The sequence below is a fragment of the Stutzerimonas azotifigens DSM 17556 genome (assembly GCF_000425625.1).
Taxonomy (GTDB): Bacteria; Pseudomonadota; Gammaproteobacteria; order Pseudomonadales; family Pseudomonadaceae; genus Stutzerimonas; species Stutzerimonas azotifigens.
The window spans coordinates 6,284-32,406 of record NZ_KE384426.1; the positions used below are offsets into that span (position 1 = coordinate 6,284).

Below are 26,123 nucleotides of genomic sequence, written 5' to 3' on the forward strand. Positions count from 1 at the left end.
CCCACAGCCAAGCCCCGCCCCGCCGCACCTTCTCCCGAGGGGAGAAGGGAAAAGCACGCCCTCTCCCTCGGCGCCCACCCCACCGGCACGAGCCTGTACCATTACCGCCCTGAATATCTGAACCGGCACCGCAAACGACGTGTCGGAAAGCCAGTAAAGAAGAAGGGAAATCCACCATGCCTGAAGCTTCGATGTCCCGTGGAGCTGTCATCGCCGCCTGGATCGGCCTCTTTCTCGGTCCGTTGCTGTTGCTCGTCTGCCTGCTCACCGACCCACCCGGCGGCCTGTCCGAGACCGCCTGGCGTACCGTCGGGCTGGCCGCCCTGATGGCCGTCTGGTGGGCGACCGAGGCGATCCCGATTCCCGCCACCTCGCTGTTGCCGATCCTGCTGGTACCGCTGCTGGGCATCGACACCCTGGCGAAGGCCACCTCGCCGTACGCCAACCCGACCATCTTCCTCTTCCTCGGCGGCTTCCTGCTGGGGCTGGCCATGCAGCGCTGGAACCTGCACAAGCGGATCGCGCTGGCCACGCTGCTCGCGGTCGGCAGCCAGCCCAGCCGGCAGATCGCCGGCTTCATGATCGCCACCGCCTTCATCAGCATGTGGGTGAGCAATACAGCCACCAGCATCATGATGCTGCCGATCGGCATGTCGGTCATCACGCTGCTGATTGCGGACAGCGATGCGCACGAGGGCAGCCGCTTCGCCACCGCGCTGCTGCTAGGCATCGCCTACGCGGCCAGCATCGGTGGCATCGCCACGCTCATCGGCACGCCGCCCAACGCCCTGCTCGCCGCGTTCCTGCGCGAGAACCACGGGGTCGAGATCGGCTTTGGCCAGTGGATGCTGCTCGGCATCCCGGTCAGCGTGGGCATGCTGCTGTTCACCTGGTGGTGGCTGACCCGCGGCGGCTTCCGCCTGTCGGGCGGCGACAGCCGCGCCCTGCTGCAGGAGGAAATGGACGCGCTCGGACCGATCTCGCACGCCGAGAAGCTGGTCGCTGCCGTGTTCCTGCTGGCCGCGCTGCTGTGGATCTTCCAGCCGGTGCTGTCGGATTACATCGACGGCCTGAACGACACCAGCATCGCCATTGGCGCCGCATTGCTGCTGTTCCTCATCCCGGTCAACCTGCGCGAGCGCGTGTTCCTGATGGACTGGGACCAGGCCAACAAGGTGCCCTGGGGCGTGCTGCTGCTGTTCGGCGGCGGCCTGTCGCTGGCCGGCGTGATCGGCGCCTCCGGCCTGGCCGAGTGGATCGCGCAGAACCTCAGTGCCTTCGGCGCCCTGCCGCTGATCGCGATGATCGGCCTGGTGGCGCTGGTGATCACCTTCCTTACCGAGATCACCTCCAATACGGCCACCGCCGCGGCCTTCCTGCCGCTGCTCGGCGCGCTGGCCGTGAGCCAGGGCCTGCCGGCCGAGATGCTGGCCATCCCCGCCGCCATCGCCGCGAGTTGCGCCTTCATGATGCCGGTGGCCACGCCGCCGAATGCCATCGTGTTCGGCACCGGGATGATGCAGATCCAGTCCATGATCAAGGCGGGATTCGCCCTCAACCTGTTCGGCGTGGTGCTGGTCACACTGCTGTGCTACGGGCTGATCGGCATGATCTGGAGCTGAGCCCTGGCGAGGCTTCGGCGTTGTCGCTCAAAAGCATCGCCCCGAGGGCGGGCCTCCCACAGAGAAAGAGCCTGCATCAGGCCTCCCACTGAAGCATGAAGCCTGCACCATGCCAGCCTTGTGGGAGGCGCGACCTCGCGGCGACAGCTGGCGCGGCTTCGGTGCTGTTGCCCAAAAGCATCGCCCCGAGGGCGGGCCTCCCACGGAAGAAAGAGCCTGCATCAGGCCTTCCACAGAAGCAGGAAGCCTGCACCCAGGCCAGCCTGTGGGAGGCGCGCCCTCGCGGCGACAGTCTGCGGAAACGAAGAAGCCCGGCACTAGGCCGGGCTTCTTCATGCGTCTCGAGGCGGATCAGGCCTTGATGCGCGACTTGTACTCGCCGGTGCGGGTGTCGATCTCGATCGAGTCGCCGATCTCGCAGAAGGCGGATACCTGCAGCTCGGAGCCGTTCTTCAGGCGGGCGGTCTTCATGACCTTGCCGGAAGTGTCGCCACGGACGGACGGCTCGGTGTAGGCGATTTCGCGGACGATGGTGGTCGGCAGTTCGACCGAGATCACGCGGTCGTTGTAGAACACCGCCTCGCAGACATCGGGCATGCCGTCTTCGATGAAGGGCATCACGCCTTCCAGGTCGCCCTTCTCAATCTCGTACTGGTTGAACTCGTTGTCCATGAACACGTAGAGCGGGTCGGCGAAGTAGGAATAGGTCACTTCCTTGCGCTCAAGAATCACCGGCTCCAGCTTGTCGTCGGCCTTGTAGACGGTCTCGGTCGCCGAACCGTTGAGCAGGTTCTTCAGCTTCATCTTGACCACGGCACTGTTGCGGCCGGACTTGTTGAATTCGGCCTTCTGGATGACCCAGGGTTCGCCGTTGATGATGGCCACCTGGCCGGCACGGAACTCTTGTGCGGTTTTCATACGAATATCCGGTTGGGATGAATGACAAAAAACAGGCCGCGTATCATAGCCAATCCTGGTGAAAGGACACCAGCTTTCCGGCCAGGTCGCCATTGGCCACCTGCCGGTCGGCCCAGCGTTCGGCGTTCGCCAGCAATTCCGGGGCTTCGCCGAGCAGCGCGCCCCAGGCCTCGCCGGCACCCTCGCCGGCGTTCCAGGCCGTCCAGAACCCCCGCAGCGCCTGCTCGGCCTGCGGCGTCAGGTCCTCGGTATAGAGCGCCAGGAAGGCCTCAAGCTTGTCCCAGTGGGCATCGTCTTCCTGCGGATAGATGTGCCAGACCAACGGCCGCCCCGCCCACTGCGCGCGAATGAAGGACTCCTCGCCGCGCACCGCATTGAAGTCGCAACACCAGAGCAGGCGGTCATAGGCATCCTGGGTCACGAAGGGCACGACCGTGATATCCAGCGTTCCACGGCGGAAGCGATCGCCCGGCCTCAGCGCCTCGACGCCCAGCCAGCCGGCGACGTCGCCGAGCACCCGCCCTTCCGGGACCAGCAGTTGGTTGGTCCGCTGCGGGTCCGCCGCCAGTGCGTCCAGCCAGCCCGGCACCGCGCGGTTTTCGTAGGCGAACAGCGACAGTAGCCGCGCACCGGGCACGGGCTCGACACCGAGCTCGCGCAGGAAGTCCGCCCTCGCCTGGCCGTCGTGCTGAAAGGCGTGGCGTTGCGTCATCAGCTCCCGCTCGCGCAGCAGCCCGCCGGTACCGGGCACGAAGCCGGGAAAGAAGAAGTATTTCTGCAGGCCGCGCGGCTGCAGCGACGGCAGCGCATGGCAATCGACTACCCAGCGTTCGGCGCTGAGGTACTCCAGGTTGAGCCAGAGGATGCGCCGCCCCGAATCCGCCATGGCCTCGATATAGGCCGTGGGCAGGTGGCAGGCGAAGGCCTCGATGACCACGTCCGCCGACTCGGCACCGGGCCATTGCGCCGGCCAGTGGCGCACTTCCACCCCGGCCTGCACCTGGCATTCGGCCTGCGGATCGGCGCCGGGGCACAGGCGGGCGAAGGTGTCGAGATCGTCGCACCACAGCCGGACCCGCTGGCCGTGCTCGGCGACCAGCAGCCGGGCGAGACGCCAGGTCACGCCGATGTCGCCGTAGTTGTCGACGACCTTGCAGAAAATGTCCCAGGACGCTTCAGCCACCCTTGCCTCCATCTTCAAAAGCTATCGCCCCGAGGGCGGGCCTCCCACAAAAGCCATGTGCCATATGCCAATCCTCTGTGGGAGGCCCTCGCGGCGATCTCGCAGAGCCTCGCCGCAAAAGGCAGGCCGCCCCCGCCCTCATCCGGCCCTGCGGGCCACCTTCTCCCAGCGGGAGAAGGGAACGCCCGTAGCACCGGCAAGCACCTGTAGGAGCAGGCTCTGCCTGCGACCAGGCACCCGCCCCCAAGCATCGCCCCGAGGGCGGGCCTCCCACAAAAGCCATGTGCCACATGCCAATCCTCTGTGGGAAGCGCGCCCTCGCGGCGATCTCGCAGAGCCTCGCCGCAAGAGGCAGGCCGCACCCGCCCTCATCCGGCCCTGCGGGCCACCTTCTCCCAGCGGGAGAAGGGAACGCCCGTAGCACCGGCAAGCACCTGTAGGAGCAGGCACCCACCCCCAACCAGCGCCCCCACCCCGGCCCTCCCACAAAACCAGCAGCGCCATCTGCCCTTCTGTGGGAGGCGCGCCCTCGCGGCGACTGCCTCCATCCCCTTTCGTAGGGTGGGAAACGGCGAAGCCTTTCCCACACGGGAGACGATGCACATAGTGCGATCCAATTCGGAAGGACGACGCGTGGATAAGCCGCTGCGCGGCGTTATCCACCCTACTCCCAATGCGCCTTACCTGTGGACGCGTCCCCAAGGCAACACAAAAAGCCCCGACCCGGTTTACCAGGGGAGCAGACGTATGAGCGATCTGGGGTAAAGCGAAGAGGGACCGTCATGGAGGTGGACCCTACCAGCCACACCCCGGCACACGATGTCACCGCTACGGCTGCTTCCTTCCGGACCTGACCGGGTTCACGGTTGATCGTTGCGGGGGGACCGGCAGCCCTCGTAAATCCTGGCTTCCAGCGATTCTTGCTCATCACACTGCTTTCAAGTTGGACGCCATTCTATAGAGCTGACGTATGCCGTTGCGAGCACTTTGGATCACCGTTTCGGATCACTTCTGGATCCCTTTTGGATCACCTGGCCACACCCCACCGGCCATTTTTTGCAAAAAATGCGAGCCCCTATCCATCGAGCCGTCCCACTCGATTCCCCCCGGTACCCACCCCTCCTCGCCTGAAAAAACAGGGCACCCCCTCCCCGATCAAACACGATGCTCAGGCTTCCCTGTCGACAGCGAGGGTGAGCCGGGGCACGACGACCCCACCCACGGGCCTCGATCTCACTTCATGTGAACGAGCACCGCGCTCTGGCCAGAGGCCTCTATGGAAGGACAGATCAGCCCGCATGACCGCGAGATGGATTCCCGTGCGCACTCAGGGGGTGGATCAGAAGGTGTACCTTCCGAGCCAACCTGAGCGCAGCTTGAGCCAAACGAAGCGCTGCGGCCTTCGACTGGATCAGATCTGTTGATTTTCAATGATCCATCCAATAGCATCTTGAGCCAGCTTTGTGATCCACCTAGCGTTCAAGGAGCTATCAGCCATGACCGCCACCATTGCCTACGTCCGAGTCAGCACCGACGGCCAAACCACCGAGGCCCAGCGACACGCCATCAGCCAACGCTTCAATGTGAACGAGTGGTTCTCCGATGAGGCCACCAGCGGGGCCACCAAAGCGCTGCAGCGGGAGGGCTTCAAGGCACTCCATGCCTATGCCAGGAAGGGAGACACGGTTGTCGTAGCAGCCATCGACCGCCTGGGCAGGGACACCATCGACGTGCTGGAGACAGTCGAAGCCCTGAAAGCCAAGGGCGTGACGGTGGTCTCGATGCGCGAAGGCTTCGACCTATCCAGCCCAGTCGGCAAAGCCATGCTCACCATGCTGGCTGCGGTGGCTGAGCTGGAGCGAGCCAATATCAAGGCACGTCAGATGGCCGGGATCGAGCGAGCCAGGGCACAGGGCAAGAAGCTGGGCGCACCCAAAGTGATCGACGATCAGGCCGTTGCAGTCTGGAGAAAGGAGAACGAGGCCAGCATTGCGGATACGGCCAAGCACTGGGGGATCTCAACGGCTGCCGTGAAGCGGGCTTGCAGGGTGCTGCGAGTGCCACAAGCGGCAGCCGTGTAGACGAGGTTGTGGGTTTGGGGGTGCATTATTTTTTGCTCCCCCCAAAGCACCGTTACCGCATGGCCGAGTACACGCTCTCACCAGCCCCGTAGTAGCTCGTGAAGATGTGGTGGAAGGCCAGCTCGCACTTCTCGTTGTAGATCCCCTCGTCGTAGCTCTCAGGCAAGCCCCGGTCGAAGACGATCTCCAGAGTGCGCCGCACATCACTCCTGGCTCTGTCTTTCTTGCGCCAGTCGAGCACCAGCTTCTCGGCCTTCAGTGTCTCCAGAAGCTCCTTGCAGACCTTCTTCACCTGCGCCTTTTCCTTCTCCGCAAGTTCAGGCACTGGCTTGGTCAGGATGTCGAACAGAGCCAGCTCTTCCTCGGAGAGGTTCTCGCGGATAGCTCGTTGATCCTCGACCTGCAGATCAGCAGTCAGATCCACCAGCTCCTTGAAGAACACCTCGATGTTCAGGCTGCCAGAGTTGTAGGCGTCGATCAGCTTCTGGAACTTCTCCATGAAGTCCTTGCGAGTGGGATTCTCGGTCAGCATGGTTTCCAGTTTCATGCTCAGCAAGGCCCGGAGCTTCTCGGCCTCGGTGCGTTTGCGCCCCTGATTGAACTTCTCCTTGAGCTTCTCGAAGTCGATCTGGCTGAGGTCATGCAGTGGCTGATCGTCGTCTTCCTTGATGATGTAAGGCACCGGAGCGATGGAGCGATCCAGCAATTCCTCGACCTGCTGCATTACCTCGGAGATGTCGACAGGAGGGGCCAGTGCCTTGATCTTCTGGGCAATCACGGAGATCAGCACAGCGTCAGGAGCAAGCTCATTGGCATCAGGATCGGGAAGAATCGCTCTGTAGACCCGAGACACAATCCGAGCCTGACTCATGAAGCTGTTCTTGGTTTCCTCATTGGCAATCAGTTGCTCAACAGCATCATCCAGCTTGGCCACCTTCTCGAAGCCTTGAGCATCCTTGATGGCCTGGGCATTCACACCATGCTCGGACAAGAACGTGATACCCCTGGCAAGCAGGTGCTTCAAGTACTCGACCAGCTCGGCCTTGTTCTTGATTGGCTCACCCTCACCACCTTCACCAGAAGATGCCCCACCATAGATCGCCAAGGCTTCCTGTAGCTTACGGAAGACACCCACATAGTCGACGATCAGCCCTGCTTCTTTGCCTGGATACTTCCGGTTGGCCCGAGCAATAGTCTGCATCAGGGTGTGGTTCTTCATCGGCTTGTCGAGGTAGATGGTCGAGCAAGACGGCACATCAAAGCCGGTGATCCACATGGCACACACGAAGACCAACCGCAGCGGATCCTTGGAGTCCTTGAACTTCTCGCCCAGGTTCTCTTCATTCATGCGCTTACGGTGCGGGATGATGTCCAGCCCTTTGTCGGCTAGCTCCTTCACCTCGTTCTGACCTTGGGAGACGACCACCGCCATGTCGGTCGATGTCATCACCTGGATCTTGTGCTGCAACTCCTCTTGCTGCTCCTTGGGAGCCTTTGCGAGCTGAGCTTTCAGGTCAGTCAGATACGTCTTCCAGTGATCCTGAACCTTGTTGTACATGCGGACAGCGGTGGCCTTGTCGATGCACACCAGCATGGCCTTGCCCTGGTAACCACGACCAACGAAGTGGTTCACCAGATCCTTGGCGATGGCCTCAAGACGATCCTCTCGGGTAATCAGGTGGTACTCACGGGCGAAGACCTGCTCGACTTTGCGCTCCTGCTCCTCGTCCAGCTCGGCCTCTTCGAGTAGCGCCGCCATGTCCTCGTTGAGGTTGTCATTGATGAGCTGCATCTCGGGAATGCGGTTCTCGTAGTACAGCGGAACCGTGGCACCGTCTGCGATGGACTGCCCGAAGTCATAGACGGAGATGTAGTCACCGAAGACCTCTTTGGTCTTCTCCTCGCCAGCCATCAGTGGCGTCCCGGTGAAGCCCAGGAAGGCGGCATTGGGGAGTGCCGTCCTCATGTTCATGGCCAGCGTGTCGTACTGGGAACGGTGAGCTTCGTCGGTGATGACGATGATGTCCTGGCGATCCGAGAGCTGCGGGTAGACCTCGCCTTTCTTGGTGCCGAACTTCTGGATCAAGGTGAAGACATAGCGGTGATCTTCACTGAGCAACTGCTTGAGGTGAGCCCCACTGGTGGCATGTGCCTCGACCTCACCCACAGCACCTGTAGCGGCGAAGGTCTTGTAGATCTGCTCGTCCAGTTCGTTGCGGTCGGTGACGATCACGAACGTCCAGTTGCCGGGGATCTTGCGCAGGATCTTCTGAGCGAAGAAGACCATCGAAAGAGACTTGCCTGAGCCTTGGGTGTGCCAGAAGACGCCAAGCCGCCCAGCCTGATCCTTGGGCCGATCCTTGGTACGCCAGACTTCAGCGATGGCCTTATTGACCCCCAGGTACTGGTGATTCTTGGCGATCTTCTTGATCACACCACCAGCCACGTCCTCAAAAACGGTGAAGTTCTCGACGATGTCCAGCAGCCTGGAAGGCTCACCGATGCCCCTGATGGCTGTTTCCAGGGACACAACGCCCTTCTCACCTTCATCGTTGATTCGCTTCCACTCGAACAAATGCTCCCACGGCGAGAAGGTACTACCCACCACCGTCTGAGAACCGTTCGACAGCATCAGTGCGCCGTTGTAAGTGAAGAGCTGAGGGATGACCGTACGGTAGTCGGTAAGGTTGTCATCGTAGGCGGCCTTGAGTGTCTTATGGGTCGCCTTCAGCTCAACGAACAACAGCGGGATACCGTTCACGAAGCCCAGCAGGTCAGTGCGCCGGGTGTGGTAGTCCCCCTTCACCCAGAACTGGGAGGCGAGGAAGAAGTCGTTCTCCTCGACATTGCCCCAGTCGATGACCTTGGCCACCTTGAGCGTGTTATGCCCGTGCTCATCGGTGACCGAGACGGGCACTCCATCCTTCAGCAGCCGATAGACCTCCTGATTAGCGTTGACCGGCAGTAGCTTGGAGCGGTCACGGGCCAGTTCTTCGACCACCAGATCGATGGCCTCGTTAGGCAGGTCAGGATTGAGCTTGCTGAGTGCAGCCCGCAGACGCCCCTCCAGCACCACGTCCTGCTGGGTCTGGCGACCTTCGCTGGAGGAACTTCCTGTCCACTCTGCGTAGAGGTTCCCAGTTTCCCAGCCGAGAGACTCGAACAGCGCGATGGCTGGCTGCTCGACCAACGTGTCCTCGGAATAGTCGTGCGAATGCGGTGCTGCTGGACTCATGCGCCTGAACTCCTTTTAGGTCGGCATGGGGATATCGGATACGTCGATCTCACCGGAGATTAGCTTGGGGAGGAGCAGGTCTCTCTGCTGGCGAAGGTTCGCGTTCTTATTTGCAAGCACCCTGATTTCCTTGAAGCAAGGCTGAGCAAAAGCATGATACTTGGCAACAAGCTCGTTTTCAGGCTGCGCTATGGGATAACCCACAAGGCTCTCTACTCGGACACGTTGGCGACCAGTAGCTCCCGACATGCTCTTCATTGCCACTTCGCGAAACCTATCACTTCGAGAAAGACAATAAACCATCTCCGGACACAGTGAGCGAGAGCGTAGGACTATGAACTCCGTTGATCCGCAAGCAGTAGGCTGGTTGGCGGGCAAGAAATCAACAAAGCCAGTTTTCCCATTCTCGAGGCAGGGAGAGATACGGGCAACCAAGGTGTCCCCATTTTGGAACTTGGCACCGCTATTTCCCGATTTAATTTCCCAGCCAGAAATTACCATCCCCGATTCAGATAACGCCCCCATAGGGACGAAGACTTTCTCGCCATCACGCTCTACTTTGGTCTTTGGATTTATTTCAACGGCCTTTTCTAGAGCAACCACTTCCCAGCCCTCAGGAATCAGCCCAAGTTCACTCTCCTTGAACTCCACCCCCTCATGCCCCGGAAAGTGGTACTGAACGAACCATTCCTCGTACAACCGCCGCGCCATTTCTTCGAGGATCTCGATGCGGCGCGTGTTGTTTTCTATGAGATCGTCGTAGGCGGCGAGGGTCGTTGCGATCCAGCGCTGTTTTTTTCTGTCGGGCAGAGCAGGAATTGATAATCCCCGAATGTCACTCATGTTCAAATGAGGGACTGTTGCACCCGTGGCGGCGGACAAGAAACTATTCTGAGCATAATCCCCAAGAAGGAAGTAACAAAGGAACTCAGGGTCTACTTTGTTAGGGTCTGGACGAACAAGCACTGTCCTCTGCCCAAGGCAGACCTTTTGCCCCTTGCGAACTATTGCCACGTTACCGACTGGTGCTTCACGAGCTATGATTAAATCATTCTCCGCTGGAGTCGCTCGGCGTGTCCACTTTATATAAGTGTCTTCATCTACACGATTAACTCCATCAAGAATCAATCTCCCTCGACCTACGTTGGGAGTTCTTATGGACGGGTAACCATCCGAACTCTTAGGGGCGGTTTTGTGTTCACAGTCAACTATTAGCTCGCAGAGATCGAGCAACTTTGTCACGAAGCGATCTCCAGAACACTGGCAATACGACTTGCGATACTCTCCTCAAGCTCTTTGGCTTCGGCGTTAAGTATCTCCAACTCTTCAGCAAGCTGTTCGAAGCGCTCGGCGAATTCAACATCCTCCGCCTCCCTTGCAGCAGCGCCTACGTACCGCCCAGGGTTCAGCGACCAGCCCTGAGACTCGATCAGCTCGCGAGAAGCAACCTTGCATAGCCCCGGCACATCCACGTAGCCATCGCCCAGCCCTCTCTCGGCCAGCAACTCAGCACTTCCCTGCTCCAACTCAGGCGCTTGCCCACGGTACAGCCGCACGATATTGGCAAGGAACTCGATCTGCTCTGGTAACCAGTCGCGGTGAGCCCTGTCGATCTGCCGGTAGATGTGGCGAACGTCGATAAACAGAACCTTGTCTGCTCGCTCCGCATCACGTTCTTTCGCTCGGTCGAAGAACCACAGCGTGCAAGGCAGGGTCACGGTGTAGAAGAAGTTCGAGCCAACCGACACGATCACATCGACCGCGCCACTCTCAATCAGCTTCTGCCGGATCACCTGCTCGCTGCCTCGGGCATCACCTGCGGAGTTCGCCATCACGAAACCAGCACGACCGTTCTTGTTCAGCGATGCGTAAAAGAGCTGGATCCAGAGGTAGTTGGCGTTGTCGGTCTTCGGTACGCCGAAGGGGAAGCGCAGGTCGCCTTCAAGACGCTCCTTATCGACACCCGATACGTTGAACGGCGGATTGGCCATAACGAAGTCGAAGCGCCCGCCATCACGGGTAACGGCCTCATGCGGGTCTTCGTAATAGGTGTTGGCGATACGCACATCACCCGACAGGCCGTGCACAGCCAGGTTCATCTTGTTGAGATTGACTGTGACCTGCTCTTTCTCGGTGCCGAAGATGGAGATTTCTTCCATCGCCGTCTTGTGGTGGCGCTTAACGAAGTCAGCCGACTGGGCGAACATGCCCCCTGAACCACAAGCCGGGTCGAAGATCCGCCCATGGAACGGCTCGATGATCTCGACGATCAACTTCACGATGGACTCGGGGGTGTAGAAGACCCCGCCTTTTTGGCCTTCCTTCAGCGCGAAGTTGCCCAGGAAGTACTCGTAGACCTTGCCGAAAGCGTCCCCGCTGAGATCCACAGGCCCGAGCAGCTTGATCAGCTCCAGCAGCACCTTATTGCCAAGCTGGACGTAGTTGCGAGGCAGAGCGCCTTTGAGGTCGACGTTCTCTTCTTCAACGGCCTTCATGGCTTCGTTGACCGCCAGACCGATGACATCGCCCTCGGTGAGGGTCTGCAGATAGGAGAAGCGGGCCTTCTCTGGAAGGAAGATCACACCCTCGGCCAGATAGTCATCTTTGCTGACCTTACGGCGACCACCAGAGCCAATCGGCCCCAGCTTCTCTTCGGCAGCGGCGTACATCTTCTCGGCATATCGCAGGAAGATCAGCCCTAGGACAGGCACCGAGAACTCTCCCGGCCTCAGCCCCGTGTTGGCCCATAGTTGGTCAGCTACAGCCCACAAACGCTTCTCTACATCTCCAGTGACCAACGCACATCTCCACGCAGCAATACAGAAATGCCGAGAGCTTACTACAGACGTGAACCGATCAAACGCGTGGCTATAACCGGAGCAGACCAGAGTGCCATCACGCGCTCTGCTACCAAAGAGGAGCAGCCAACTTGCCAAACGCGCTGTTAGCAAGATCGCAGCACGTTCGACGAAGATCGATTATCACACAGTTATGGAGAGGAGAGCGCGCAATCTCGCACGTTCGATCCTCAACCATGACGCTCGATCTTCACCGCCGCAAACCGCCGGAGGGGCTGATCGAGCCAGGGAAAGGCCAGCCCAGAGAGGCGACCGCCGAGTACCTACTGCTACTTTGAGCTTCAGGCGTACAGCCCCTCTCACTGCCCCGACCAACCGGCCAGCAGTCACGGGTGATGACGAACCTGACATAGCTGGCTGAGAGGTGATGGCACTCAGTCGAGGCTGGCTACCTGCGATGACTCGCGGGGTGTAGCGGTGGATGGCGAAGCCACTCTAAGAGTGTCTTTGAGCTGTCCTTCATCCATGGTCATTACCATCAATCCATCAATGAAGAACGAAGCAATGAGACAGCATCAAGCCTGTCTTGCGGAGGACACTGGCAGGTGATCTTCAAGCTGCACCGCAAGTTGCTCTTGATGCCTCCCCAACTCTGCTGACACAGGATCGATGATCACCGATGACGATGTTGTCAGTGACCATCCCCGTCAGTGGCTGTCAGGAAGCCCAAGCCTCTCTGTCAGACCACCTCCTGCTCATCTTCATGTACCTCCAGATGACTCCGCCCAGGGGCTTCCCCATTTGCCTCTGTCATCCATCAGCCCTGGCCTCAGCACAGTAGCGACCTAGGCAACCACTTCTGCTCAGGCTTTGGCCCATGGATGGCATCCAGGCACCGGGGAACTCCTGGGCCAGTCACCAGCATCAACCCTGCATCCCTTGCAGATTCCCCTCAAACCCAGCCCGTTTTGTCCAGCCGTCCGAGCCGTCCGTGTTTCCCTTGTAGATGGGAGCTGGTGGCATGGATGGAAGGGACTCTGACGGCTGAACAAAAAGGATGATCTACTCAATGCAAATCGCCCCCAACCGCACCACTCACAACGCGATCAACACCCTGCCAACCATCGTCTACGCATTTGATGGCAATGAGATCCGCACCGTCCTGATCAATGATGATCCTTGGTTCATAGCCAAGGATGTAGCCGAAGCACTGGGCTATTCGGATACCGATGCAGCGATCCGCAAGCACTGCAGAAACGCAATGACCTGCCCCGACGAATCGACGGGTCAGGTTCGCCATATGAAGATAATCCCTGAACGCGACGTCTACCGCCTGATCTTCAGTTCACGGCTACCTTCTGCCGAACGATTCGAGGACTGGGTTGTGACGGAAGTACTGCCCTCGATCCGCAAACGCGGCATGTACATCATGGGCCAGCAGAAAATCCGAACCGAGCTTCTGGATGCGCTGGCAGAGAACATCCGTGAGAAGGCTCTCCCGGCACTACGAGAGTTCGACCGCCTCACCGAACATGACCACTGGCTGGCACACAAGAATCCAGAGAAGTACAGGCGTCTCTGCCAACTCGCAATCGACAGGATTGCCCTCGACTTCGACCTCCCTCGATCCGTTATGGAGGCTATTGCCCTGACGGGACTGGGAGCGATTACCGAGCTGTACTTGGAGGTAGCCTGATGCGTCTGCCTGAACTGATCTTCCTGGGCGCTCTGTTGCTCTGGCCTTTGGTTCCCCTGGTGTACCTGCTCTGCATCGTCTGGCAGACCGACTTCAAGCTGGTAGCTCGATCCAAGCAAAGATCGTCAGAAGGGGCTCGCTCATGAAGAGCATCGCCAGCGAAGTAAGGAAGGCCAGGAAACGGAGTGCTTCGGGCATGGCTGCCACAACAGAAGGCACCGTCCAGCATCCACTGCTGAGCGAGATCCTGGCAGCAGACAAACGCAGATGGAAAGCAGCCCAGCAGATGAACCTCCCGGTGCTCCGGCTGGCGCCAACGAGCAGCGACTAACAGAACCCCCATCACCCTTCGCCTGGACAGCCAGGAGGCCGACCTATCGGCTTGGTGCTGGGGGTTATTTTTTACCGTGCCGCCTTCGAGAACGACGACAGTCGAACCGGGTTCATCACTGCCTCGGTCAGGGATAAAGCTAGCTTTTCCCCCTTCTCGGTCAACTGCACGATCTTCCTGCGGCGCTCCATCGGATCTGGCGATGCCACTATCAGTCCGAGTCCTGGTTTTTCGTGACGATGCCATTCCGACAAGGCCGAGACATTCCTTGAGCAGGACGCTTGGCTCATCCCGAGATTAGTTTGCAGATCCGTCATGGTGCAGCCTGGGTAGATCGCCGAATAGAGAAACAATGCAGCACTTTGTGATGGCATCTCTGGGTCAACGCCACGGAACTCCTCAATCGCTTTGAATAGCTGGACAAGGGCATACCGATCATAAGCCAGAGCGTGTTTGCTGAATGTGGTTTCCATGTGCGTCACGCTCCGTCCTTACCGAGATAGAAACCAGAGCTATTCCAGGCCAACTCAAAGCACCTCGGCACTCGGACATACACGTCACCGATGAATAAGCAAAAGCGTGCTTTGCCAACAGACACACTGAAGCCAAATTGATTGCCGCTCATTGGCTGAAACCTCCGATTCATTTGTCGTGTTCGCTACAGATAGCAAACAGTATCGGGGCGCTTCAACGTTCCCACTTTCGCGTTATTTACAGTGCCGAATCAAATGCACAACCCAATAGTTGGTAGCGCCAGTCCGTATAAGGGCTGCAGCGGCATCGAGCCCCAACCGACCAGTCCAACTAACCGCACACGCATAGTTCAACTATCGGTCTTGCCTCCCGACGAGAGGCCACATGATCCAGCTCAACAAGATCCTCAAACCCTTCAAGAAGTGCATCGACCAGCTCGAACAACTGACCGCCAGCAACAACATTGAGGTCAGCCGGATAAGGACAAGGGTGCATTGATCCACGATGACCGCCTGGATGCGCTTGCAGGGGCCGTTGCCTACTGGGTAGAGCAGATGGGTAGGGATACCGAGAAAGCCGCTCAGAGCCACCGGGAGAGGCTCCTAGACGCTGAACTGCAGAAGTTCGTAAGTGGCGTCTTGGGTTACGATGCGACAAGATCGACATGGTTTTCGATCTGAAGAACGGGCCGGTCATTTCCTGCCCTGCATTCTACCCACGAGAGACACAAGGATATGGAAATGCCTGGACTGTCCGATGTACCAATCAACCTAGTGGTGCGTGGCTACACCTTCATTAGAGATAAAAGACTAGATGCAGCGCTCGATAGGCTTCGAGCAGAAGGCATCACCATCGAAGACTTGGAAAAAAGCGATCACCGCTTTGCTGCATTCAAGCGAATGCTGGACGCGCTTGAGACGTGCTCCTCGAATGCGATGATGGAGAAGTTGGTGGACTACCTGATGGCTGGAGTAGCTACTGCTGTAATCGATGACAAGCCAGACGTGTTTCAACAGGTCTTATCTAATTTGGCTAAGTTGAGCGAGGGGCAGGTTGAGATACTGGCAGAGATGAGAAAACGGGAGATGCGAGATGGAGAAAGCGCAGAGGCATTTCAGAAAGGAGCTGAGCTTGAAAAATGGGTGGCAGGGAGATACGGAGTTGACGAGGACACTGCTCAACAGCTTATCGTCGCGCTTAGTCAGAGCGGTTTCACCCAAAGCCGCCACCCGACGTTCTCTGATCTGAATGGTAGAACATCAATGTCCCATCGACTTACCGGCTTGGCAGACTTGCTTTTGGACATGGTCTATTACCGTTGCCGCCTTTGATTGTCACACAGCCTGTAGGTGACCATCTCTAGCTCATCTTCATGTACTTCCCTATGACTCTGCTCAGGTGCAATCGCATTCGCCTCTGTCATCCATCAGCCCTGGCCTCGGCACAGTAGCGGCCTAGGCAACTACTGCTGCCCAGGCTTTGGCCCATGGATGGCATCCAGGCACTGGGAACTCCTGGGTAAGTCACCCGCACCCAGCCTGTATCCATTGCAGATACCCTTCAAATCCAGTTCGCTGACTCGATGGCGATGAAGGTGCCCCAGTCGTTCCCCGAAGTGCCGCACTGACTGCCGAACTGGCAGAGAAGAGCGAACAGTTCGCCCTGGAGAACAAGGAGATGGCACAGAAGGCTATCGCTGCGTTAGGAATCCCTGAACACCTTCGTGCGTACCCTGGAAGGCGTCAACACGATGGCCATCATCACCAATCACCGCATCCAATCCACAGCATTAAACTCTATTGCCTCAACCACCGGAGCCAGCACCTCCGGCCTAAAGTCCTTCCCGTAACGACTGAAGGTGATCCCACCGCTCTGATGGCCAAGAATGCCACCTACCAGCGACTCGACTATTCCCTTCTGCTTCAGATGATCAGCAAGCGTGTGGCGGAAGCTGTGGAAGTCCTTGCGCTCTACCCCATCACGGAAGCCCAACTGATTACGAACCCGAGTGAACCACTTGGAGGGAGCGGCAGCGTAGCCATGCGCCTTGTGCAAGGTCAGCTCCGCGAAGAGACGTTGATGGCCAGCCTCCCGCTGCGCTTGGACAAACTCAAGGAACCCCAGCGCTTTCAATTTCGAGTGGATCGGCACGAGCCTTTCCGAGGTGACGGTTTTCAGCTTCTGATCGGGTCTTGTAGCCCGGATGTGTAGGCAGTCGATGCCATTGATGCTGACCACATCATCCAGATAGAGCTGGCATAGCTCATTGAGTCTCGCCCCGGTGTAAAGACCGAGCAGTGGCAGCCAGTACTTGTGCGGCTGAGCTGAGTTGGCTGATGCGTAAACCTGCTTCGAGAACAGACGGCGCAGATCGTCCTCGGTGAAGACGCTGCGCTCCTCGCTGACCTTGCCTCGCTGCCTGACTCGAAGCCCGTCGAACGGGTTGCGCTCGCAGTAGCCCTCACGGATGGCATAGGAGAAAAAGGTCGTCAGGTTCTTCACGTAGTTGTTGAACGTGGTGAGGCTGATCGTGGTGGTGGCAGTCTCGATGATCTGCTCCAGCGATTGTCCCTCGGGAAGCTGATTCATCCTCGGCGGCAGCTTGAGTGCCACCTCACGGAACTTGCGGGCATCCTGGCGAGTGATGAGATCGACAGGCAGATCACCCACGATCCGAGTCATCAGCTCAGCCACGGAACGCTTGTCGGATAGCGTCTTCGCAGCCACGCCTTCATGCGACTGTTGTTCAAGGCATTCCTGAACCACTTTGGAGAAGCGTGGAGCGTTGCTTGGCGCATCCGCTACCAGCCTAGCTGGCTGCTCTTGTTTCGCTCTTGAAGGGGCACTGCCGGGCTTCTGTGGCCCTCTAACCTTGCCTCCCTCCCCTTGCTCCAAAGGCTTCTGCGCAAGCGCAACCAACTGCTGCTGACGGAGCCACGCAGCCCAACTAGCAACTCGCTTACCGCCCGCCTCCCAGGCGCCGCGCAGGGAGTCGAGGGAAGGCCGAATGCCCTGAAATGCCTGGGTGTATAGCTGCTGAACCTGCAGGAGCAATTCGCGGCCACGGATCAGCGCTTCGCGCTTGCAGCGTGTCTGCAGCGAACGGCGGATCTCGGAACAAGGGAAAAGCGGACGGAGAACTCCAGGCACCACGATTCTGAAATAGAAGATCGAGTGTCGGGATAACCAGAGGTAAGAAGGGACGGAAGACACGGTGGATCACCCTATGGATCACTGGCGTGATCAGAGCGAAAAACCGTTAGAAATCAAGGAGATACGTTATGGAGGTGGACCCTACCAGCCACACCCCGGCACACGATGTCACCGCTACGGCTGCTTCCTTCCGGACCTGACCGGGTTCACGGTTGATCGTTGCGGGGGGACCGGCAGGGCCACCATAACGATGCCCGCCAAGTGGCGGGCCGCGCCATTGTACTGGCTTGTCAGTAACTTACAACCGCCACGTGCTCGCTGCCCCGGCAGAATGCACTCAGCGCTCGAGCAGCGCCGAGCCCCAGGACAGCCCCACGCCGAAGCCGCTGATGGCGACCCGGTGCCAATCCTCGCGAAAGGCGTACTTCTGCAGGATCAGCGGGATGGACGACGATACCGTGTTGCCGGTCTCCTCGATATCGAGGACGAACTTGGACGCCAGATCGCCGAAGCGCTTGGAGATGGCATCGACGATGGCCGCGCTGCCTTGGTGCAGGCAATAGGCGTCGACGTCCTCCGGCGTGAGCGAGGCATTCTCGAGCAGCTCGTGCAGATGCGGCGTCACCACCTGGGCGGCGAAGTTGTACACCTGGCGCCCATTCATCTTCAGCTTGCCGTCGGCCACGTGCAGGTGCACCGCACCCGAACCGTCGGTACCGAACCTGGCCGGCCCGAGGCGCCAGAACGGGTCGTCGCCGATCCAGGTCGCGGTGGCCGCGTCGCCGAACAGCAGCGAGGTCACGCGGTCGCTGCGGTTGACGATCTTCGAATAGGGATCGGAGGTGACCAGCAGGCCGTTCTTCAGGCCCAGGCTCTCCATGAAGCCCCTGATCACGTACAGCCCGTAAACGTAGCCCGAGCAGGCCAGCGACAGGTCGAAGGCCGCCACGTGCTTCGGCAGGCCGAGCTTGTTCTGCAGGATGGAAGAGGTCTGCGGCAGCCCTTCGCGATCACCGTTCTGGGTGACCACCACCAGCGCGTCCACCTTCTGCAGGTCGAACGTCGGATTCTGCGCCGCCAGCGCGGCGACAGCCTTCACACAGAGGTCGGAGGTGTCTTCGTCCTCGCCCATGATCGGCAGGAAGGTCGCGCCAATCTTGCTGCGGATGAACGCTTCGTCGTTTCCAAAGCTGGCGCCTTGCTGGACGTTATCGATACCGCCCTTCGGTACATAACTGGAAATCGCTTTGATGCCGATCATTCAGAGCCTCCGGCGCGTGCGCTACAGCCCTCACGCACCGTAAAAAATGCCAGTAACGCCCATGCCCAGGGCGACCCTGCCACACGCCTTCGTCGACGAGCTGGCACACACCCGACAACCCGACGAACTGGCCGGAAGTTGACTTGCCGGTCACTTATAGAGGCACCGGCCCCATCAGGGCAACGATGCAGCGATTGCCGGGCGCGAAAATAACCTGGGGCCGGGCGATGAGTGCAGCACCTTTGCTCGCGACGAGCCGGCCTGGTCGAATCCGACCCCATGATGGGCTTTGAAGCTCGCCGGCCCGGCCGTGTCACATCGAAAACGAACAACCGGTTACAAATAGACGACAACCCCGGCCGTGAGGTCCCCGCAAGCAGAAAAAACAGGCGAAAGCGTAGCTTAGCGCTTGATGAGCACCGGACCAACAAAGGGGATCACGCTCAGGATTCGGGCAGGCTGCCGCCTGCATTCGCCGCGAGGGCGCGCCTCCCACAGAAGAGCAGCATGGCACCATGGCGCTGCCAGCTTTTTTTGTGGGAGGCCCGCCCTCGGGGCGACGCTTTTAGAGCAAATGCCTTGCACCCGTAGGGTGGAAAACGGCGAAGCCTTTTCCACCGGCTGCAGAGCGCTCATCGATGAAAATCGCTGCGCGCGTTTTCCACCCTACCCCGAGGGACAAGCAAAGCTCCGTGTATGCCGACCTACGGCCTGCATCGCCGCGGGGGCGCCCCTCCCACAGGCTCCGTGGGCAACGCTGCTTTTGTGGGAGGCCCGACCTCGGGGCGACGCTTTTTAGAGCAAAGGCCTTGCACCCGTAAGGGTGGAAAACGGCGAAGCCTTTTCCACCAGGTTGCAGAGCGCTCATCGGTGGAAAATCGCTGCGCGAGCTTTCCACCCTACGTCGGATCCGAGCGAAGCTGCTTTTTCCCCTCTCCCTCCGGGAGAGGGGCCAGGGGTGAGGGAGCGCCCTCGCGCGAACTTGCGCCTCTACGACCCCAGATCCAGCGGCTGAATCCGACGTTGCTGATACACCCAATCGACGATCTCCCCCTCCGGCACATAGCCGCTGACCGCCTCGCGCAGCAGCAGGCGCACCTGCGGGTAATCGTCGCTCTCCACTGCTGCGAGCAGCTTGGCGAGAAGCCCCTTGAGCACCTCCCAGGAGAAGGACTCCTCGCTGGCGCGCATGATCATCGGATGCTCGGTTGGGCTGACGTCGTCGCCGATCAGCAGCTCCTCGTAGAGCTTCTCGCCCGGGCGCAGGCCGGTGTACTCGATGGCGATGTCGCCGGTGGGGTTCTTTTCCGAACAGACGCTCAGGCCCGACAGCCGAATCAGCTTCTCCGCCAGGTCGGCGATCTTCACCGGCTTGCCCATGTCCAGCACGAACACATCACCGCCCTGCCCCATCGAGCCCGCCTGGATGACGAGCTGGGCCGCCTCCGGAATGGTCATGAAATAGCGGGTGATATTGGGATGGGTGACGGTCACCGGCCCGCCGTTGCGAATCTGTTCGTAGAAGCGCGGGATCACCGAGCCGGACGACCCCAGCACGTTGCCGAAGCGCACCATCGTGAACCGGGTCTTGTTGACGTGGTGCAACCCGTCCGTCGAGCCAAACAGCACCGGCGCGGCCTCCTGGCTGAGGGCCTGCAGGACCAGCTCGGCGAGACGCTTGGTGCTGCCCATCACGTTGGTCGGCCTCACGGCCTTGTCGGTCGAGATAAGCACGAAGTTGGCGATCCCGGCCTGCACCGCCGCCTGCGCCGTGTTCAGCGTGCCCAGCACGTTGTTGAGCACCCCTTCGGCCACGTTGTGCTCGACCATCGGCACGTGCTTGTAGGCTGCGGCATGGTAGACCGTCTCCACGTGCCAGGTGCGGAGCACGTCGAGCAGCCGCTCGCCATTGCGGATCGACCCCAGGATCGGAACCAGCCGCGTGCGCAACGCCTCCCGCGCGATACGCGTCTCGAGCTCCATATGAATGCAGTACAGGTTGTATTCGCTGTGCTCGAACAGCAGCAGCGTGCGCGGCTCAGTCGAAAGGATCTGCCGGCACAACTCGGAACCGATCGAGCCCCCCGCGCCGGTCACCATCACCACCTTGTCCTTGATGCAGCGCTGGAACAGCTCCTGCTGCGGCGCCACCGCGTCGCGCCCCAGGAGGTCGGCGATGTCGACCTCTTGGATGTCCTCCACCTTGACCCGGCCACTGGCCAGGTCCATGAAGCCGGGCACGCTGCGTACGTGGAGCGGATACTTCTCGAGCTCTTCCAGTATTTCCTTGCGACGAGCCCGCGAGGCGGAAGGAATTGCCAGCAGCACCTCCTCCGCTCCCGTCTCGTTGATCATCTGCTTGATGTGCTTAGGCGTGTATACCCGCAAACCCGAAATCATACGGTTGGCAATGTTCGGTTCATCGTCGATAAAAGCCACCGGCCGCATGGCACGGCCCAGGCGCAGTGCAGCAACCAGTTGATTCCCCGCGGAGCCAGCGCCATAGACGGCGACCTTGGGCAGGCCCTTGTCGCTGCCCCGGTACTTGAAGAACCCTTCGGGCACGAACCAGTCGCCGAGGAAATACTGGCGCATCAGCAGCCGCAGCCCGCCGATCAGCATCAGGCTGAGCCACCAGTAGTTGAAGACCATCGAGCGCGGAATCAGCTTGGGCTCGTTGCTGCGCCAATAGACGGCGAGCGCCAGCACCAGCGCCGAAAGCGTAACGGCCTTGGCAATGGCCATCAGCGCGTCGTTGCCGAAATAGCGCATCACGGCTCGGTACATGCCGAAGCGGATGAAAAACGGAATGGCAGTGAGCGGAGCGACGATGAATAACCAGGCGTGGCCACCAAGGGGCTCGACGAAATTCGCATCGCCGAGGCGAATAAAAAAAGCCAACCAGAGGGCCAACCAGACCAGAACCACATCGGCAGCGACCTGAACCAGCCGCTTCTGCTGCCTCGGCAAGCGCACTAGACGCGCGCGTAGTTTTTCAGCCAACCTCAACACAAACACCTTCCCTCTTTAAAGCCAGCAGGCTCGCGCGTCTCGCAAGCATGTCCTCACTCTAGCCGGTTAAGCAGATGAAAGCCGCTGGACTGACGGCATGCAGAAAAAGCAAGCGCATGACCGCGGCGCCCCAACGCAGACAACGGTAAACGCCAAGCCAAGGCACCGATCATGTCTTTCTGACGATCCGATCCCCTGCCCCTTTCCCCGCCACCGTCATGAAGATGTATTTGAAATAACTGGCCAAAGTGAGGCTCCGGATCATTTTCTGATCCGTCTCCGCGAGCAGTGCCGGGGTGGACATGTCGATCTCACTGACCTGTGCCAACCCGGTAATTCCGGGACGAACCTCAAACACGCCACGCTTGGCTCGTTCCTCGGTCAGCTCCTCCTGATTGAACAGCCCCGGTCGCGGCCCCACCAGGCTCATCTCGCCCTTGAGCACGTTCCACAGCTGAGGCAGCTCATCCAGCTTTGTCTTGCGCAGAAAATGGCCGAAACGCGTGATGGACGCGCTGCTGGCCAAGTGGGTGGCGACCGACGCGGTATTCACCTTCATGGTGCGAAACTTGACCAGCGTGAAAGGCTTCTGATACCGCCCGACACGAACCTGCCGGAAAATCGGTGAACCCGTATCGAACAAGCCAATGAGCGTTAGCGCGATCAACAGCGGAAAGCCCAGCACCAAGCCCAATAGAGAAAAAACGACATCAAAGATTCGAATCACGGTTCACCTAAAATCAGTTGGAACGCTCGAAGCAACGCCTGAGACCTTCTTCCACCGTATAAGGCGGTTTCCAATCGAGCAGCTCGCAGGTCTTGCTTATGTCCACTTGCAACGAGCCGAGCAACCGCTGAGCCATGGCCTTCTTGCCCAACAGGGTAGCACCCAGCTCTAACAGACCAGCCGGGATAGGAGTAAGCCGCGCGGGTTTCCCCATTGCCTTGGCCACGCCGCGCAGTAGCTCGGTGGTGGAAAGGTCCTCACCATCGCCGGCGAGAAATACCTGATTGGCTGCGGCGGGATGATCGATGCAGCGGATGAGAAGATCGACCAGATTATCGATGCCAACGAGAGAGCGCTTGTTACGAACGGTGCCTAATGGAAGAGGAAGCCCTTTCTCAACGAGCTTGATCATGCTGGCGAAATTGCCCTTCACTCCTGGCCCGTAAACCAATGGTGGGCGAACGATTACCACCTCCATGCCGGTATCTTTCGCCAATGCGAACAGCCCTCGCTCAGCCTCCAGCTTGGAGACGCCATAGGGATCCTGCGGCATGGGAATATCATCAGGGCGGTAAGGACTCCTTAAAGACGTGCCCTCACCGTTCACCTTGATTGAGCTCACGAAAACGAACCGGCGCACGCCAGCTTCGAGGGCCTTCCTTGCGAGCGAGAGAGTCCCCTCGACATTGCTTTTCCGATATTCGGCGAGAGGATCAGTTGTCTTGTCATGCATCACATGCACCCGCGCTGCACAGTGAACGACTGCCGAGCAAGTACTGAGCTGCTCGACGCGTAGGCCGTTCAGGTCATCTATCCGGATAGCCGTGCTCCCTGCTGGGCCGGAATGAGGGTTCCGAAACACAGGCACGGGGCAAAAATGCCTCGCTTCGAGCAGCCTGGCCAGCACCGCTGAGCCAACGAACCCGGACGCTCCTGTAATAAGGACGCTATCCATGCGCCCCCCCATCAGGCCGCTTGAGCAGTTCCAAAAGCTTGAACGGCAATTTCGAAAGCACCATAAGTATGTTCGTGTAAATACCGTTCTGGCGGCAGGCTCGGACTATCTCGCGATTCAAGCGAATGCTGTTACGCAGCCCGGAGGTACTTATACCTCCAGCCCTCATTCTGACCAGCACCGAATCGATTCGATACCATTGCAGTTTCTGAACCAAGAGCAAACGAACAAACATTTCATAGTCGGACGAAATTTTGAACTGTGTCGAATAACCGCCAACTTCGTCATAAGCTTTTTTCTTTATAAAAGTCGCGGGGTGCGGTGGCATCCAGCCGAAGCGCAGTTTCCAAGGTCTGAAATGGGCAGATCCGTAATACCTCACTACTTGATCAAGGCGATTCGGAGCCACAAATACGATGTCACCGAAAACCACATCCGCCAGCGAGTTTTCTATGAAAGCATTCATGACTCGCTCAATCACGCCATGGTCTTCGTAAAAATCGTCGGAATTCAATATTCCGATGACTTCACCGCTTGCCGCCCGGATCCCCTTGTTCATCGCGTCATAGATCCCATTGTCCGGCTCGCTGATGATTCTGGCGATCCGCCCCGCATACTCATTGACGATGCTCAGCGTCGTATCTTTCGACGCTCCATCGACAATAATGTACTCAATATTGGGGTGGGTCTGACTCAATACTGACTCGATAGTATCCCTGATCGTCTCTGCACTGTTGTAGCAGACCGTGACTATGGAGACTTTCAACTTAACAACCTCAGGCCCTACCATAGATGTCTTCAAAGCGAACGATATCATCCTCGCCCAAATAGGAGCCCGACTGCACTTCAATCAGTTCGAGTGGAATTTTTCCGGGATTTTCCAAGCAATGAACCTGACCAATTGGGATATAGGTCGATTGATTTTCCGTGACCAAGGTTGTCTTGTCGCCAATCGTGACCTGTGCCGCTCCGCTCACGACAATCCAATGCTCGGCGCGATGGTGATGCATTTGCAGGGAAAGTTTAGCTCCAGGCTTGACGGTGATTCGCTTCACTTGGTAGCGCTCGCCATTATCTATCGAGTCGTACACCCCCCATGGGCGATAAACTTCCCGATGATTCAAGTGCTCATGCCGGCCATCCGCCTTTATTTGATCGATTATCTTCTTTAATTCCTGCGCACTGCCCTTGTTAGCTACCAGCACTGCATCCTTGGTTTCAACGATCACTAGGTCCGATACCCCAAGCGTCGCAACGAGACGACTGTCAGAGTGCACATAACAGTTTTGAGTCGACTGGGTGAGTACATCACCATGCAGTGCATTGCCCAAATCGTCTTTCGGGCTGATATCCCACAAGGCAGACCAGGAGCCGATATCGCTCCACCCCGCATCGAGCGGCACCATGGCAGCAGCGGATGTACGCTCCATCACGGCATAGTCGATAGAGTCGTCCGGGCAGTCAGCGAATGCGGCAGCGCCTATGCGAATGAAATCAAGATCACGCTGTCCCTCATCGAGGGCTCGGCGACAACAGGCAAGGATCTCGGGCTGGAGCAATTCCAGCTCCTCCAGATAGCGAGCGGCCCGGAACATGAACATTCCGCTATTCCACACATAGCGCCCAGTCGCCAGATAAGCCTCGGCCGTTCCGGCATCAGGTTTTTCCACGAAGCGTTGTACCTGGAACCCGTTCGCGCCTAATTCCTCTCCTCGCTCGATATAGCCATATCCGGTTTCCGCATGAGTAGGCACGATACCGAAGGTCACCAACCTGCCATCCGCAGCCAGGGACTCGGCACGAGCGATGGCGGCGTGGAAAGCTGCCACATTCTCGATCACATGATCCGCTGCCAGTACCAGCAGTAAGCCGGAAGGATCTTCCTCGATCACATTAAGCGCTGCCAAAGCGATCGCCGGTGCGGTATTCCTGCCGAACGGTTCGAGCAGTATGGAAGCGTTCTCAATATGAATATTCCGCAGTTGTTCGGCTGCCAGAAAACGATGCTGCTCGTTGCAGATCAGACGAGGGGCCGCCAATTCCAACCCCTGCAAGCGCTGGAGCGTCGACTGCAGCAAGGTCGATGTGCCACCGGCCAGAGCGAGAAACTGCTTGGGGTTCAGCTGACGGGACAGCGGCCACAGGCGCGAGCCGTTACCACCAGCCATGATCACGGGATAAAGCATGGTCTCTTCCTGAAACGTTGAACGGGCCGTTTTAGCCTCTAGCACTTTCGAAGTTTTCGACGAACCAGCGGTAGGCATCACGCAGCCCGTCCTCCAGGCCGATGCTGGCGCGCCAGCCGAGCGCCTTCAGGCGCGAGACGTCCATCAGCTTGCGCGGCGTGCCGTCCGGCTTGCTGGCGTCGAATCGCAGCCGGCCGCGGAACTCGGTGACCCGCGCGATGGTTTCGGCCAGCTCGCGGATGCTGCAGTCCACCCCGCTGCCGACGTTGATGTGCGAGAGCATCGGCAGGGTGTGGGCCTGGTAGATCTGCGCGTTCAGTTCCATGACGTGGACGCTGGCGGCGGCCATGTCGTCGACGTGCAGGAACTCGCGCTTCGGCGTGCCGCTGCCCCAGATCACCACCTCTTCGTCGCCGTTGAGCGCCGCCTCGTGGAAGCGCCGCAGCAGCGCCGGGATGACGTGGCTGTTCTCGGGATGGAAGTTGTCGTTC

19 protein-coding genes and 2 other RNA genes are annotated in these 26,123 nt (G+C 59.2%); 5 read left to right on the forward strand and 16 right to left on the reverse strand.

The window, feature by feature from the left end; genetic code table 11:
- The first annotated feature begins 176 nt into the window (after positions 1-176).
- On the forward strand, positions 177-1,622 hold the full coding sequence (locus tag H610_RS0122585; RefSeq protein ID WP_028241786.1) for an SLC13 family permease: 1,446 nt from the start codon (positions 177-179) through the stop codon (positions 1,620-1,622).
- A 351-nt stretch (positions 1,623-1,973) separates the two neighbouring features.
- Here the strand turns inward: H610_RS0122585 and efp are convergent, their stop codons facing one another.
- The 3 genes from efp to ffs (H610_RS25270) form a co-directional block, all read right to left on the reverse strand.
- Positions 1,974-2,540 carry an elongation factor P gene (gene efp, locus H610_RS0122590; RefSeq protein ID WP_028241787.1) on the reverse strand — a complete coding sequence of 189 codons (567 nt, stop codon included), beginning with the start codon at positions 2,538-2,540 and terminating at the stop codon, positions 1,974-1,976.
- Positions 2,541-2,583: 43 nt separating this feature from the next.
- Complete coding sequence (gene earP, locus H610_RS0122595; RefSeq protein ID WP_408055013.1) at positions 2,584-3,723, reverse strand: elongation factor P maturation arginine rhamnosyltransferase EarP; 1,140 nt, start codon at positions 3,721-3,723, stop codon at positions 2,584-2,586.
- Between the two features lie 793 nt (positions 3,724-4,516).
- Positions 4,517-4,613: signal recognition particle sRNA small type (gene ffs, locus H610_RS25270), an RNA gene on the reverse strand.
- A 606-nt stretch (positions 4,614-5,219) separates the two neighbouring features.
- On the opposite strand from ffs (H610_RS25270), the gene H610_RS0122600 reads away from it, so the two are divergent.
- Entirely contained in the window at positions 5,220-5,804 is a 585-nt protein-coding gene (locus tag H610_RS0122600; RefSeq protein WP_028241789.1) for a recombinase family protein, read from the forward strand.
- Positions 5,805-5,856: 52 nt separating this feature from the next.
- Here H610_RS0122600 and H610_RS0122605 read toward each other — a convergent pair whose 3' ends face one another.
- Genes H610_RS0122605 through H610_RS0122615 form a run of 3 tightly spaced genes read right to left on the reverse strand, consistent with a single transcriptional unit; the run spans position 5,857 to position 11,837 of the window.
- Entirely contained in the window at positions 5,857-9,039 is a 3,183-nt protein-coding gene (locus H610_RS0122605; protein ID WP_028241790.1) for a type I restriction endonuclease subunit R, read from the reverse strand.
- Between the two features lie 15 nt (positions 9,040-9,054).
- Positions 9,055-10,281, reverse strand: coding sequence for a restriction endonuclease subunit S (locus tag H610_RS24445; protein WP_152529151.1), 1,227 nt, complete (start codon positions 10,279-10,281; stop codon positions 9,055-9,057).
- The gene (locus tag H610_RS0122615) at positions 10,278-11,837 is read right to left on the reverse strand and encodes a type I restriction-modification system subunit M (protein WP_051231941.1); all 1,560 of its coding nucleotides are present in this window, start codon (positions 11,835-11,837) and stop codon (positions 10,278-10,280) included. Before H610_RS0122615 ends, H610_RS24445 begins: the two co-directional genes overlap by 4 nt.
- Positions 11,838-12,906: 1,069 nt before the next feature.
- On the opposite strand from H610_RS0122615, the gene H610_RS24630 reads away from it, so the two are divergent.
- Complete coding sequence (locus tag H610_RS24630) at positions 12,907-13,533, forward strand: BRO-N domain-containing protein (RefSeq protein ID WP_236614346.1); 627 nt, start codon at positions 12,907-12,909, stop codon at positions 13,531-13,533.
- A 142-nt stretch (positions 13,534-13,675) separates the two neighbouring features.
- Positions 13,676-13,864: a hypothetical protein gene (locus tag H610_RS25645; RefSeq protein ID WP_152529152.1), complete on the forward strand. Its 189-nt coding sequence runs from the start codon at positions 13,676-13,678 to the stop codon at positions 13,862-13,864.
- A 71-nt stretch (positions 13,865-13,935) separates the two neighbouring features.
- Here the strand turns inward: H610_RS25645 and H610_RS0122640 are convergent, their stop codons facing one another.
- On the reverse strand, positions 13,936-14,337 hold the full coding sequence (locus H610_RS0122640) for a MarR family winged helix-turn-helix transcriptional regulator (protein ID WP_028241792.1): 402 nt from the start codon (positions 14,335-14,337) through the stop codon (positions 13,936-13,938).
- 741 nt (positions 14,338-15,078) lie between these two features.
- Between H610_RS0122640 and H610_RS0122655 the strand changes: the two genes are divergently transcribed.
- A complete protein-coding gene (locus H610_RS0122655; protein ID WP_028241794.1) occupies positions 15,079-15,669 on the forward strand; it encodes a hypothetical protein in 591 nt (196 codons plus the stop codon).
- Positions 15,670-16,105: 436 nt separating this feature from the next.
- On the opposite strand, the gene H610_RS0122660 is transcribed toward H610_RS0122655, so the two are convergent.
- From H610_RS0122660 to H610_RS0122695, 9 genes are all read right to left on the reverse strand, one after another.
- Positions 16,106-17,551: a site-specific integrase gene (locus H610_RS0122660; RefSeq protein WP_028241795.1), complete on the reverse strand. Its 1,446-nt coding sequence runs from the start codon at positions 17,549-17,551 to the stop codon at positions 16,106-16,108.
- 79 nt (positions 17,552-17,630) lie between these two features.
- An RNA gene (gene ffs, locus H610_RS25275) (signal recognition particle sRNA small type) lies at positions 17,631-17,727 on the reverse strand.
- Positions 17,728-17,828: 101 nt separating this feature from the next.
- The gene (locus tag H610_RS0122665) at positions 17,829-18,752 is read right to left on the reverse strand and encodes a ketoacyl-ACP synthase III (protein WP_028241796.1); all 924 of its coding nucleotides are present in this window, start codon (positions 18,750-18,752) and stop codon (positions 17,829-17,831) included.
- Between the two features lie 990 nt (positions 18,753-19,742).
- The gene (locus tag H610_RS0122670; RefSeq protein WP_152529153.1) at positions 19,743-21,755 is read right to left on the reverse strand and encodes a polysaccharide biosynthesis protein; all 2,013 of its coding nucleotides are present in this window, start codon (positions 21,753-21,755) and stop codon (positions 19,743-19,745) included.
- Between the two features lie 178 nt (positions 21,756-21,933).
- Positions 21,934-22,491, reverse strand: coding sequence for a sugar transferase (locus H610_RS0122675; protein ID WP_028241798.1), 558 nt, complete (start codon positions 22,489-22,491; stop codon positions 21,934-21,936).
- 13 nt (positions 22,492-22,504) lie between these two features.
- Positions 22,505-23,446, reverse strand: coding sequence for a UDP-glucose 4-epimerase family protein (locus tag H610_RS0122680; RefSeq protein ID WP_084166539.1), 942 nt, complete (start codon positions 23,444-23,446; stop codon positions 22,505-22,507).
- Positions 23,439-24,263 (reverse strand): glycosyltransferase family 2 protein, encoded by an 825-nt coding sequence (locus H610_RS0122685; protein WP_330216863.1) that lies wholly within the window; start codon positions 24,261-24,263, stop codon positions 23,439-23,441. Before H610_RS0122685 ends, H610_RS0122680 begins: the two co-directional genes overlap by 8 nt.
- The gene (locus H610_RS0122690; RefSeq protein ID WP_028241801.1) at positions 24,223-25,632 is read right to left on the reverse strand and encodes a mannose-1-phosphate guanylyltransferase/mannose-6-phosphate isomerase; all 1,410 of its coding nucleotides are present in this window, start codon (positions 25,630-25,632) and stop codon (positions 24,223-24,225) included. The genes H610_RS0122685 and H610_RS0122690 overlap by 41 nt, the downstream gene beginning before the upstream one ends.
- A 31-nt stretch (positions 25,633-25,663) precedes the next feature.
- On the reverse strand, positions 25,664-26,123 hold a 460-nt coding region (locus H610_RS0122695), incomplete at its 5' end, for an NAD-dependent epimerase/dehydratase family protein (RefSeq protein ID WP_028241802.1).

Coding starts and splice junctions, on each gene's coding strand:
- efp (WP_028241787.1), bottom strand. CDS start 2,540: ATGAAAACCGCACAAGAGTTCCGTGCCGGCCAGGTGGCCATCATCAAC.
- H610_RS0122640 (WP_028241792.1), bottom strand. CDS start 14,337: ATGGAAACCACATTCAGCAAACACGCTCTGGCTTATGATCGGTATGCC.
- H610_RS0122685 (WP_330216863.1), bottom strand. CDS start 24,263: ATGATATCGTTCGCTTTGAAGACATCTATGGTAGGGCCTGAGGTTGTT.
- H610_RS24630 (WP_236614346.1), top strand. CDS start 12,907: ATGCAAATCGCCCCCAACCGCACCACTCACAACGCGATCAACACCCTG.
- H610_RS0122680 (WP_084166539.1), bottom strand. CDS start 23,446: ATGGATAGCGTCCTTATTACAGGAGCGTCCGGGTTCGTTGGCTCAGCG.
- H610_RS0122665 (WP_028241796.1), bottom strand. CDS start 18,752: ATGATCGGCATCAAAGCGATTTCCAGTTATGTACCGAAGGGCGGTATC.
- H610_RS0122690 (WP_028241801.1), bottom strand. CDS start 25,632: ATGCTTTATCCCGTGATCATGGCTGGTGGTAACGGCTCGCGCCTGTGG.
- H610_RS0122605 (WP_028241790.1), bottom strand. CDS start 9,039: ATGAGTCCAGCAGCACCGCATTCGCACGACTATTCCGAGGACACGTTG.
- H610_RS0122585 (WP_028241786.1), top strand. CDS start 177: ATGCCTGAAGCTTCGATGTCCCGTGGAGCTGTCATCGCCGCCTGGATC.
- H610_RS0122600 (WP_028241789.1), top strand. CDS start 5,220: ATGACCGCCACCATTGCCTACGTCCGAGTCAGCACCGACGGCCAAACC.
- H610_RS0122655 (WP_028241794.1), top strand. CDS start 15,079: ATGCCTGGACTGTCCGATGTACCAATCAACCTAGTGGTGCGTGGCTAC.
- H610_RS25645 (WP_152529152.1), top strand. CDS start 13,676: ATGAAGAGCATCGCCAGCGAAGTAAGGAAGGCCAGGAAACGGAGTGCT.